Source organism: Nocardioides sp. GXQ0305 (assembly GCF_050880345.1).
GTDB lineage: Bacteria > Actinomycetota > Actinomycetes > Propionibacteriales > Nocardioidaceae > Nocardioides.
In genome coordinates this window covers 32,586-44,074 of the sequence record NZ_JBNYXG010000009.1, presented here as the reverse complement: position 1 = coordinate 44,074, position 11,489 = coordinate 32,586, and the positions used below count along the sequence as shown (strand labels likewise).

Genomic DNA, 11,489 nt, shown 5'->3' with positions numbered 1-11,489 from the left:
AGTGACTATCAGGTCGAACCGGAATTCCGCTGCGGACTTGCCCCACGGCCGGAAGAATTCTGCTCACAGGAGGTCGACCGGCCTCTGGTGGAAAACAGACAGAGAAGCACTCACCAAGGAGCCCCCCAATGTTCGACTTCCTCAAGACCATGCTGGACGCCCGCCTCGCCAAGATGGAGGAGCGCGGCGCCTCGGCCGTGGAGTACGGCCTGCTGATCGCCGGCATCGCCGCCCTGATCGTCGTCGCGGTCTTCGCGCTCGGCCCGATCCTCAGCGACGCCTTCGAGGGTACGACCAACTGCGTCGACACCCAGGGCACCAACTGCACCCCGAACTGATCCAGCCCAGTCAAGAGGCCGCGACCACCACCGTGGTCGCGGCCTCTTGCGTCGAAGGAGAAATCATGGACGAGCACACCGCACGCGGGGAGCGCGGGGCATCGGCGGTGGAGTACGGCCTGCTGATCGCCGGCATCGCGCTGCTGGCCGTGCTCGCCGTCTTCGGGTTCGGCGGCGGGGTCGATGGCCTCTTCAACAACTCCTGCGACACCATCAACCAGGAGATCAGCGCGACCGACTGCTGACCGCCCCCCGGCGGGCCAGCGCGACCCGCTCCAGCAGCGTGGGGTGGGTCCCGAACCACACCTGTGACCACGCCGGTGGAGTCGGGTCGGCCAGCGAGCGGACCGCCAGCCGGCGCTGCAGCGCCACGAAGGAGGCCGGGTCGTCGGTCGCCGCCAAGGCGTCGACGTCGGCCCGGGTCTCGACCAGCCGGCTGATCGTCGACTGCACCGGGCTCGCCAGCAGCCCCGCCACGGCCACCAGGGCCAGCACCCGCGGCACCACCTCGGGCCGGGAAGGGTCGCGCGCCGGGTCCACCCGCCCGCGCCGCCGGCCGAGGAGCAGCGCCAGCAGCCCCACACCGGTCGCCGCCCCCAGCGCACCCAGCACCGAGCCGACCAGGACGTCGTCGTGCCGGGCGTGGGCGAGCTCGTGGGCCACGACGGAGAGCACCTCGCCGCGGTCGGCGTCGTCGAGGAGGGTGTCGAACAGGACCACGCGTCGGGTGGAGCCGTAGCCCGACACGTAGGCGTTCAGCGTCGTCGTACGGCGCGAGGCGTCGCTGACCAGCACCTCGTCGACGGGGACACCCTCCGCGTCGGCCACCGCCAGCACCTCTGAGCGCAGCTCGCCGTCGGGCAGCTCCCGGAAGTCGTTGGTCAGCGGCTCGACCAGCACCGGGTAGACGAACGACCCGAGCAACACCATGCCGCCGACGAGCAGACCGGCCACCGCCGGCCACGCCGTCCGCCAGCGGCGCGCGCAGCCGACCAGGACCACCAGCGCCACGCTGGCCGCGAGCACGGACACCGCCAGCCCCACCGCCAGCTCCCAGGCCCACGCCGGCCACGACTGGGTGGCGAGGCCCGCGTCGAGCCGGTGCTGCTGGCCTGCCGCCGCGAACGGCAACGTCGCCAGCCGACCCAGCCCTGCACACAACGCGACGGCCACCAGCACCCGCCACGGCCAGGGCCCCCGCACCCGGCCCACGAGCGTCGCCCCGACCCGCGTGAAGCCGAGCCAGCACGCGACCGCCAGCGACACCGCGAGGCTGCTCCAGCTCCACGCCCGGGCCCACCAGGCGTAGCGCTCGGCCCGGGCGACCTGGGTGTCGCTGAGCACGGTGTCGACCGCGGCCGGACGTGGGAGGCCGCCGGGCACCGGGTGCCACGGCACCTGCCACCACGCCACGACGACGAAGGCCACGGCGCCGGTGACCGTCACCGCCCAGGCGGTACGACGGGCGGCATCGGTCACGCCGGCAAGTCTGACAGGGCCTGCCGCCACCGCCGGGTGAAGGCGGCCACCGAGAGCCCGAACGCGCGCCGGAACTCCGCGTCGACGTCGTCACCCGCCTCCAGCCCTGCGTAGAAGTCGGTGAGCGCCTGCTCGCCGGACCGCTCGGCCAGCAGCACGCACGCGAGCCACGCGGCCTCGTAGGCGGCGCCGAGGTGGGTGGTGCGCGTGTCGAACCGCCGGTCGCCGGGGAGCCGCGCGGGCAGGCCCTCGCGACGGACCTGCCGCGCCACCTGGGCGGCGGTCACCGACAGCGGCAGGTCGACGTCGCGCAGCGCGACGTAGTCGGCATAGCCCTCGGTGAGCCAGGTGGGGACCACGTCCGGCTCGGTCGCCGCCTCCGTGGCCACGTGAACGGCCTCGTGGCTCATCACGACCCGGGCGCCCCGGCCGTCGAGGGAGGCGAAGACGTCGGGGTTGACCAGCACGTGGATCGGCACGCCGGGCGCGAGGTCGTCGCCCACGCCGCTGGTGACGGCCGCGATGGCGGCGTACTGACCCGGCTCGGCGCCCAGGGCGTCATCGAGCTCCTCTCCGCTGCGCGGCACCTCGACGACGAGGCCGGCCCGCCACGCCGGCAGCACCCGGCGTACGACGGGCACCGCCGCGCGCGCAAGGCGCGCGTAGCGGCCCGGGTCGTCCGCCGCCACCACCAGGGCGCGGGGACCGCGCACGACCCGGACGGGGCCGGTCAGCCACACCGGCGAGATCGTCGACGACCCTCCGATCCCCGCGAGCGTGGTCGTCCCGTCGGTCTCCGACCGGAGGTCGAACTCGACGTCGGCGGCCGACGCCACCCGGTCGAACCCGGGGAAGCGCCACGTGGTCTCGACGACGGCCGTCCAGCGCCCGTCCTGGTCCACGCCGCCGACCGCGTCGACGTAGCGGAGGGTGAACCGGTCGACCCCGATGGCCGCCGCGTTGTCGACCACCGCGCGCAGCAGGTCGGCCGCAGCGGCGTCGTCGGCGGGCGCCAGCGCGGCGGCGGCATCGGCGTCGCCCGCACGCACCGCCCGCTCGAACCGCTGCAGCACGGCGGCCGCCTCCCCCGGCTCGACGGCGGCCGACGGCGTGCGGGGCGAGGGGGCGACGTAGGTGTCGTCACGGAGCACCAGCCAGCCGACCACGGCGACGGCGAGGGCCAGGGACAGCGAAAGGCCGGCCACCCATGGGCGTGGGCGGCCGGCCTTCGTCGTCGCAGGGTCAGCCAGGGCGGACCGCGCCGGAGTAGGGCATCGAGTAGAGCCCCGCCACCTGGACGCCCGTGCTCGGGTTGGCCGCGTGGACGATCTGGCCGTTGCCGATGTACATGCCGACGTGGCTGATCGGGCTGTAGTAGAAGACCAGGTCTCCCGGCTGCAGCGCGCTCGCTGCGACCTGGGGACCGGAGCCGTACTGGGCGCTGGAGGAGTGCGGGAGGCTGACGCCGGCCTGGGCCCACGCCGCCATGGTGAGGCCCGAGCAGTCGTAGGCGTCGGGACCGGCCGCGCCGTAGACGTAGGCGTCGCCGACCTGGCCGAGCGCGAAGCTGACCGCGGCCGCCGCGTTGCCGGAGGCCTCGACGTTCGTCGGGGCGGGCGCGGGGGCGCTGCGGGAGGTCATCTGCTCCCGCTCCTCGGCCTCGAGCTCACCCAGCAGGTCCTTGGCCTCGGCGAGCTTCTCGTCGACCGTCGCCTTCTCGTCGGCGAGCTGCTTCTCGAGCTCGGCGATGTCGGAGAGCCGGCGCTCGGTGGCGTCGCGGCGGATGTCGAGCGCGGTCGCCTCACGGGAGTACGAGGTGAACAGCTGGGACTGCAGCTCGCTGTAGGACGTCATCGTCGAGAGCTGGTCGAGGAAGGACCGGGGCTCGTCGCTGACGAAGACCTGGCCGACCGCCGAGAGGCTCTCGCCCTGGTACTGGCGGATGACCGAGTCGCGGACCTGCTCCTGGACGACGTCGAGGCGCTGGTCCTGGCGCTCCTGGTCGGCCTTGAGCGACCCGAGGTCGTTGCGCAGCTCGTCGAGCTCGAGGGTGGCGTCGTGGTAGCGCTCCTGCGCGACCTCGGCGTCGTGGTAGAGGCGATCGACGCGTGCTTCGACGTCGTCGATGTCGGGGTCGGCGTGCGCGCTGCCGGGCACGAGCCCGATCACTCCAGCGAGCGCGAGGCCGGTCAGGGCGCTGACGAGCGGCTTCCGTCCGTTGAGCACGAGCGGGGGGTCTCCCTTGTCCTAGTCGTACGCCTACCGGGTGAGCTGACGGGTTCGGGCACGACTTGCCCTACCCCTGCTCCTCGGGTCCACCCACACGACCCGCCTTGCAGGGGATTCACCCCAGATAGGTGGTTCCCCGGCTCCGCTGCTGGACCGTCCCCCCGGTCCATGGACTCGGCGCGGTGCCCGCGCGGATCCGGTCTGATCCACGTCCACGAGCACCTGACGAGTCACCCTAGTGGCGTCGTCGCGTGTCGGCCAACTCCTGGTGCACATGTCGTGAGGATCACGTCGACTTCCGCACCGCTGGTGTCGCACACGTCACACCGACCACACCCGCCACGTCACGCCGACTCGGTCGCGGGCGGGTCGACCGGCTGCACCAGTCGCAGCGGCGGCACCAGGCCGCCCTCGGCCAGGACGTCGAGGGTCCGGCGCTCCTCGTCGTCGAGCTCCAGCTCGGGAGGTGGGCCCAGCAGCACCGTCACCACGCAGTCGTGGCAGGCGAGCCCGCGCACCACGCAGGTGTCGCAGTCGATTCGTGTCGTCATGTCCCCGAGGGTCGGGGTGACCACTGACAACGGGCGCAGTGAGGCGACGTACCGGCGTGTCGCCGCGCCTCAGGAGCTGCCCGCGTCGCCTCCCGCCACGTCGGCCCGGGCGACCAGCTCGATCGCGTCGGACCGGCCGCACCACCGGCAGGTCACCTGCTCGACGTCCTCCTCGCGGACGTCGGTCTCCTCGACCCGGTGGTCACCGGCGAGGTCGAAGTGCCAGAACTCCGTCGTCCGCCGCGCGCGGGTCACGTCGAACCTGGTCAGGTTGCCGCAGCCGCCGCAGCGCCAGCGCTCGGCGGGACCGGGGACGGCGGGGGTCGCGGTGCTCACGGAACGCCACCCTAGGTGGCGCGTCCTCCCCGTCCCTGTCGGTGCCCACGCCTAGCGTCGACGACGTGACCGCGACCACGGTGCCGACCGACCCGGGGACCTCCCGGTGGGAGGAGCAGCGCACCTTCGACGAGCTCGGCCGCCCGCTGCGCGACGTCACCTTCTGCGTAGTCGACCTCGAGACGACGGGAGGCTCCGCGGCGGGAGGGTCGATGATCACCGAGGTCGGCGCCGTCAAGGTCCGGGGCGGGGTCGTGCTCGGCGAGTTCCAGACCCTGGTCAACCCGCACGCCGAGATCCCGGCGTTCATCGCGGTGCTCACCGGCATCACCAACTCGATGGTGAGCGAGGCGCCGTCGATCGAGTCGGTGCTCCCGGCGTTCCTCGAGTTCGCCGAGGGGTGCGTGCTGGTCGCCCACAACGCGCCCTTCGACGTCGGCTTCCTGCGCCACTTCGCCGGCCTCCAGGGCCGGCCGTGGCCGGGCTTCGAGGTCCTCGACACCGCGGTGCTGGCACGGCGGGTGATCACCCGCGACGACGCGCCCAACTGCAAGCTGTCCTCCCTCGCGCGGGTCTTCAACGCCACGACGACGCCCAACCACCGCGCGCTCTCCGACGCCCGCGCCACCGTCGACGTCCTCCACGGACTCATGGAGCGGCTCGGTGGGCTCGGGGTCCACACCCTCGAGGAGCTGCAGACGTTCTCCTCCCGGGTCTCCACGGCCCAGCGGCGCAAGCGCCACCTCGCCGAGGGGCTCCCCCACTCCCCCGGCGTCTACCTGTTCCGCGACGAGCAGGAGCGCGTGCTCTACATCGGCACCAGCCGCGACCTCCGCTCCCGCGTCCGCTCCTACTTCACCGCCTCCGAGACCCGCTCGCGGATGGGCGAGATGATCGGGATCGCCACCACGGTGCAGGGCATCGTGTGCGCCACGCCGCTGGAGGCCGAGGTCCGCGAGCTGCGGCTGATCGCCGAGCACAAGCCGCGCTACAACCGGCGCTCGCGGTTCCCCGAGAAGGTCACCTTCCTCAAGCTCACGCGCGAGGTCTGGCCGCGGCTCTCGCTGGTGCGCCGGGTGGCCGACGACGACGCCGACTACGTCGGCCCGTTCTCCTCGCGCCGCACGGCCGAGAAGTGCCTGGCGGCGCTCCACGACACGTTCCCCATCCGCCAGTGCTCCGACCGGCTGGGGCGTCGGGCCGGGCGCTCCCCGTGCGTGCTCGCCGAGATGGGCCGCTGCCTGGCCCCCTGCGACGGCTCCACCGACGAGACCACCTACGGCGCGGTGGTCCGCCGGCTGCGCGACAGCCTGGTGCGACGGCCCGACGACGTGGTCGAGGCCATCAACGAGCGGATGGCGCGGCTGGCCGCCGACGAACGGTTCGAGGAGGCCGGCACCCATCGCGACCGGCTCTCGGCGTTCATCCGCGCCACCGCCCGCACCCAGCGGCTGACCGCGCTCACCCGGTGTCCCGAGGTGGTCGCCGCGCGCCGCGAGGACGACGGCCGCTGGGCGGTGCACGTCATCCGCCACGGCCGGCTGGGCGCTGCGGGGGTGATCCCGGCGGGCGGCGACGCCCACGCCTTCGTCGCCGGGCTGCGCGAGAGCGCCGAGTCGGTCCGCCCGGGGCCGGGCCCCGTCCCCGCGGCCACGGCCGAGGAGACCGAGCGCGTCCTGCGCTGGCTGGAGTCCCCCGGCGTACGGCTGGTCGAGGTCGACGGCGAGTGGACGTGCCCGGTGCTGGGCTCGACCCGCCACCTGGCGCTCCACGACGCCGCCGCGAGCTCGCGGCTCTCGCTGGTGCCCTTCGACGAGCGCCGGAACGTCGCCCCCGTCCACCGGCCCGCCCGCTAGCGACGTGCCCTAGGGTCAGGCCATGATCACCGCCATCGTGTTCGTGAAGGCCGACGTGGCGCGCATCCCCGAGGTAGCCGAGCAGATCGCGGCGCTCGACGGGGTCAGCGAGGTCTACTCCGTCACCGGCCAGGTCGACCTGATCGCGCTGGTCCGGGTCACCGCCCACGACGACGTCGCCGCGGTGGTGGCCGACCGGCTCAACAAGGTCCCGGGCGTGACCGAGACCGAGACCCACATCGCCTTCCGGACCTACTCCCGGCACGACCTCGAGTCGGCGTTCTCGCTCGGTCTCGAGTAGCGCCCGACGCTCGACGCGCGGGTACTAGTCACTTCGGGCTATTGCCGCGGGTTTCGGCCCGCTCACACGGGACGTCGCGACATCCTCTGCGTGACCACCGTCCTTCCCGGGGGAGCCTGTCCATGTCTCGTCGTGTCGTCCTCGCGCTCTGCGCGCTGCTCCTGCCCCTCTCCGGCCTGGCGGTCTCCGGCCCGGCGCAGGCGGCGACGCCCACGCCGAGTGGCCTGACCACGAGCAGCTCCCAGCCCGACGAGATCCCCGTCCTGTCGTGGGACCGGGTCCCCGAGGCCACCTCGTACAACGTGCAGGTCTCGACCTCGTCGAGCTTCTCCTCCCTCGCGTGGTCCGCGACCACCGTGAACCTCAACGTCGTGCCGACCGAGCAGCTGCCCAACGGCGACCTGTGGTTCCGGGTCCGCGCGGTCGCGCCGGGCGGCACCAGCGACTGGGCCACCTACGAGTTCGAGCGCCAGCAGGGCATCGGGCCCACCCCGCAAAGTCCGGCCAACGAAGCCGTGCTCCGGCAGCCCGACGACCCGGTCATGCTCCAGTGGACGCCCACGCCCGGCGCCACCGAGTACGTCGTCGAGATCAGCTCGGACGCGGGCTTCACCGAGCCCACCCTGATCAAGCGGTACGAGACCCAGACCACGACGCTGGTGCGCTACGACCAGCAGGCCGCACGGCCCTACTACTGGCGGGTCGCCGGGGTGCTCGACAGCGGCATCACGACCCGCTGGAGCGCGGTTCGCTCCTACACCCTGGCCGCGCTCGACCGGGCGCAGCTGGTGTCGCCTCCCGACGGCGCGTCGCTCTCGCCGGTGGACGACGTCGTGCTCGACTGGCAGCCGGTCCCCGGAGCCGCGTCGTACGACGTCGAGATCTCCCTGGTCCCCGACTTCAGCACGACCGTCCACACCCGCACCAACGTGCTCGGCACGCGCTACTCGCCGCCGACGACGCTGGACAACAACCAGTACTACTGGCGGGTGCGCGCCCGGGACGTGTTCGGCAACCTGCAGGGCGGCGAGGCGGTGTCGCGCTGGACCTTCCGGCGCGCCTGGTCCGAGCAGCCCACGCTGGAGTACCCGGTCGACGGGGTGTGGGCGAACGACCCGTTCTACTACCAGTGGTCGCCGGTGAAGCTCGCCAGCCGCTACCAGCTGACCGTGAAGGGCACCGGGCTGCCGGCCTCCGGCCGGACCTGCATCACCACCCAGACCACCTACACCCCCAGCAGCCGGTCCGACTGCATGCCGGTGGCGGCCGGTACCTACACCTGGCAGGTCATCGCCCTGGACGACCCCGCCGTGCCGGCCGTGCAGACCGACCCCGTCAACGCCCAGACCGGGACGTTCAGCTACGTCCCGCGGATGCCGCAACCCCTGGCCCCGGCCTCGGGCAGCGAGGTCTCCGTTCCCACGCTCCGCTGGGAACCGGTCAACCTTGCCGCCGAGTACGACGTGGTCATCACCAACACCGGCACCGGCTCGGTCGTCGTCGACACCACCACCCGCGCCACGAGCTACACCCCGACCGCGAAGCTGGAGAACGGGACCTACCGCTGGTTCGTGCGGACGGTGACCGAGGACGGCCGCGTCGGCGCGACGCCGGCCGCCGGGAGCCAGCGCAGCTTCCGGGTGGTCGACCCGCCGGCGGCGACGGCGAGCACCCCCGAGCCCACCACCTCCCCGGGAACCTACGGCCGGTTCCCGGCCCTGGCCTGGACCCCGGTGCCGGGGGCGACCCACTACAAGGTGCTGATCCGCCGTCCGGGCGAGCCCTCCCAGACGACGCTGACCCCCGACTTCGCGTACCCGGCGGCCACCGACACCAGCGACCGCTTCCTCAGCCCGGGTGACTACCTGTGGCGGGTGGACGCCTACCAGGACGGCCTCCGGCTCTCGGGCTCGCAGAACGAGGGGCGCTTCACGATCGCTCCGCAACCGGCGGTCACCGGCCAGCGGCTGGCCATGTCCGGCGATGACACCGGCGAGCCGTCGACGTCGTGCGCGCTGACCGAGCCGGACGCCTGCCGTGGCATCGGCCAGACCCCGGTGTTCCGGTGGGACCCCGAGCCGGAGACGGCGTACTACGAGTTCTACCTCTCCTACGACCGCGAGCTGACCAACCTGGTCGGCAAGAACGACCGGTTCTCGATCAAGTACCCCGTCGACGTGCACGGCACCAGCTACACGCCGAACGCGGCGTTGCCCGAGGCCGACGCCGGGACGGCGTTCTACTGGGGCGTCCGGCCCTGCACCGCCCAGGACGTCTGCCGCGACCTGGAGTACGCGAACCACTCGTTCAACAAGGTCTCCCAGCCCGTCGAGCCGCTGTCCCCCGGCATCCCGCTCGAGGGTCCGGAGGGACGTGAGCTTCCGCAGCTGGCCGACGACATCACGTTCACGTGGGAGGACTACCTCGCCACGAACGCGGCCGCCTCCGGCGCTGGCTCCAGCCTGGACACCGCGAGCCGCAGCGAGGCGAGGAGCTACCGGATCCAGGTGGCGTCCGACCCGCAGTTCAACGACCTGCTGGACAACGTGGTGGTCGACCAGACGACGTTCACCTCCTACGCGAACACCTACCCCGACACCCAGCTCTACTGGCGGGTCCAGGCGATCGACGGGTCCAGCAACGCGCTCCCGTGGAGCCCTCGCTGGACCTTCGACAAGCAGTCCCCGGTGCCGGAGCTGGTCGGCCCGTCGGGCACCTCGAACTTCGATGGGAGCACCCCGCTGCGGTGGCGGCCGCTGGCGTACGCCGCGGCGTACGAGGTCCAGATCTATCGCAACGGCGACACCAAGCCGGACGAGGCGAACCTGGTCGACGAGGGTGTGTTCGCGCAGACCGCGGTGAGCTGGCTGGACCCGGTCGAGCCGGCCGCCCAGCCCTACACCTGGCGGGTCCGCCGGGTCGACGGTGACGGCTGGCGTGGCGACTGGAGCTCGTGGATGTCCTACCGGGTGACCGGTGAGCCGGTGCAGCTGCACTCCCCTGCCGCCGGCACCCGGCAGACGCCCACCACCAGCCTGTTCAGCTGGGCACCGGTGCGGGGCGCGGCCACCTACCGGTGGGAGCGACGTGCGGTCGGGTCGAGCACGGTCACGAGCGCGACGACGCCCGCGACGGCGTACGCGCCGACCACGACGATTCCCGACGGCAACTGGGAGTGGCGCGTGGTCGCCCTCGACAACGCCGGGCAGACACTCGGCTCTTCGGAGTGGCGCGCCTTCGACGTCGTCGGCCTTCCCCAGGCCCAGACCGCGACCCGGATCGAGGGGTCAGGCCAGGTCGGCACGTTCCTCACCAGCACCGACCCCTCGTGGGACCTCGACGGGGTCACCAACCACTACCAGTGGCTGCGCAACGGCTCGATCATCTCGGGCGCGACGTCGCCGACCTACGAGCTCACCGGCGGCGACCTCAACCGGGCGATCTCGCTGCGGGTCACGGGTCGCCTGCCCGGGTATCGCGACGCGACCTCGGTCAGCAACGCGATCACGGCCGTGGCGGGAGCCGCACCCACCACCTCGTCCCCCCCGCGCATCGAGGGCAGCGGCCACGTGGGTGACGTGCTCACGGCGACGCCGCCCCAGTGGAACCAGACAGATGTGACCATGACGCACCAGTGGATGCGGGACGGTGTGGCGATCGGCGGCCAGACCGGCCCGAACTACACGGTCACGAGCGGTGACGTGGGCAAGAACATCAGCTACCGGACCACCGGCCGCAAGACCGGGTACGCCGACGCCGTCGTCTTCAGCAACGTGATCACCGGCGTCGCCGGCCCGGCCGCCACCAACCAGGTCCGACCGTCGATCAGCGGGACCCCCAAGGTCGGGTGGCTGCTGAGCGTGGACAAGGGGTCGTGGACGCCGTCGAGCGGGGCCGGCTTCAGCTACGCCTACCAGTGGCTCCGTGACGGCACCCCGATCCCCGGGGCCGTGTCCGGGAGCGGCTACCGGGTGCAGGCCGCCGACGCCGGCCGCGAGGTCAGCGTCCAGGTGACCGCGAAGTGGACCGGCCACACCGACGGCGTCGAGACGTCCGACGCGGTGGCCGTCCCCCGCGTGAAGTCGACCACCACGGGCCAGCTGAGTGCCTCGAAGATCCGCAAGAAGGCGCGCGCCAAGGTGTCGGTCTACGTGTCGGCGTCCGGGCTCAGCGACCCGACGGGCAAGGTCAGGGTCAAGAAGGGGTCGAAGACCCTCGCGTCGGCCACCCTCAAGGCGACGAGGTCCGGGCGGATCACGGTGACCCTGCCGCGGCTGCCGAAGGGACGTCACCAGCTGAAGGTGTCCTACGCAGGCGAGACCCGGGTGGCGCCCTCGACCTCGAAGGCGATGAAGCTCACAGTCACCCGCTGAGCCCGAGCGGCCACGGCGCGCGGACC

Annotated in this window: 10 protein-coding genes and 1 riboswitch; of the genes, 5 read left to right on the top strand and 5 right to left on the bottom strand. The window is 72.7% G+C overall.

What is annotated here, in order from left to right; genetic code table 11:
• Window positions 1–128 precede the first annotated feature (128 nt).
• Together ACQ1X7_RS18960 and ACQ1X7_RS18955 are read left to right on the top strand one after the other, a co-directional pair.
• The gene (locus tag ACQ1X7_RS18960) at window positions 129–338 is read left to right on the top strand and encodes a Flp family type IVb pilin (RefSeq protein WP_432479798.1); all 210 of its coding nucleotides are present in this window, start codon (window positions 129–131) and stop codon (window positions 336–338) included.
• A gap of 65 nt (window positions 339–403) precedes the next feature.
• Window positions 404–583 (top strand): Flp family type IVb pilin, encoded by a 180-nt coding sequence (locus ACQ1X7_RS18955; RefSeq protein ID WP_432479797.1) that lies wholly within the window; start codon window positions 404–406, stop codon window positions 581–583.
• Here the strand turns inward: ACQ1X7_RS18955 and ACQ1X7_RS18950 are convergent.
• The 5 genes from ACQ1X7_RS18950 to ACQ1X7_RS18930 all read right to left on the bottom strand — a co-directional run bounded on the left by ACQ1X7_RS18950 (window position 564) and on the right by ACQ1X7_RS18930 (window position 4,933).
• The gene (locus ACQ1X7_RS18950; RefSeq protein ID WP_432479796.1) at window positions 564–1,817 is read right to left on the bottom strand and encodes a M48 family metallopeptidase; all 1,254 of its coding nucleotides are present in this window, start codon (window positions 1,815–1,817) and stop codon (window positions 564–566) included. The genes ACQ1X7_RS18955 and ACQ1X7_RS18950 overlap by 20 nt on opposite strands.
• Window positions 1,814–3,022 (bottom strand): hypothetical protein, encoded by a 1,209-nt coding sequence (locus ACQ1X7_RS18945; protein ID WP_432479795.1) that lies wholly within the window; start codon window positions 3,020–3,022, stop codon window positions 1,814–1,816. The genes ACQ1X7_RS18950 and ACQ1X7_RS18945 overlap by 4 nt, the downstream gene beginning before the upstream one ends.
• Before the next feature lie 37 nt (window positions 3,023–3,059).
• Entirely contained in the window at window positions 3,060–4,043 is a 984-nt protein-coding gene (locus tag ACQ1X7_RS18940; protein WP_432479794.1) for an NlpC/P60 family protein, read from the bottom strand.
• 16 nt (window positions 4,044–4,059) lie between these two features.
• Window positions 4,060–4,236, bottom strand: a riboswitch (cyclic di-AMP (ydaO/yuaA leader).
• 154 nt (window positions 4,237–4,390) lie between these two features.
• Window positions 4,391–4,597, bottom strand: coding sequence for a hypothetical protein (locus ACQ1X7_RS18935; RefSeq protein WP_432479793.1), 207 nt, complete (start codon window positions 4,595–4,597; stop codon window positions 4,391–4,393).
• Window positions 4,598–4,666: 69 nt separating this feature from the next.
• Entirely contained in the window at window positions 4,667–4,933 is a 267-nt protein-coding gene (locus tag ACQ1X7_RS18930) for a hypothetical protein (protein WP_432479792.1), read from the bottom strand.
• 65 nt (window positions 4,934–4,998) lie between these two features.
• On the opposite strand from ACQ1X7_RS18930, the gene ACQ1X7_RS18925 reads away from it, so the two are divergent.
• The 3 genes from ACQ1X7_RS18925 (at window position 4,999) to ACQ1X7_RS18915 (ending at window position 11,463) form a co-directional block, all read left to right on the top strand.
• Window positions 4,999–6,789 carry a DEDD exonuclease domain-containing protein gene (locus tag ACQ1X7_RS18925; RefSeq protein ID WP_432479791.1) on the top strand — a complete coding sequence of 597 codons (1,791 nt, stop codon included), beginning with the start codon at window positions 4,999–5,001 and terminating at the stop codon, window positions 6,787–6,789.
• A 22-nt stretch (window positions 6,790–6,811) separates the two neighbouring features.
• A complete protein-coding gene (locus ACQ1X7_RS18920) occupies window positions 6,812–7,090 on the top strand; it encodes an Lrp/AsnC family transcriptional regulator (protein WP_432479790.1) in 279 nt (92 codons plus the stop codon).
• A gap of 122 nt (window positions 7,091–7,212) precedes the next feature.
• Window positions 7,213–11,463 carry an Ig-like domain repeat protein gene (locus ACQ1X7_RS18915; RefSeq protein ID WP_432479789.1) on the top strand — a complete coding sequence of 1,417 codons (4,251 nt, stop codon included), beginning with the start codon at window positions 7,213–7,215 and terminating at the stop codon, window positions 11,461–11,463.
• Window positions 11,464–11,489 lie beyond the last annotated feature (26 nt).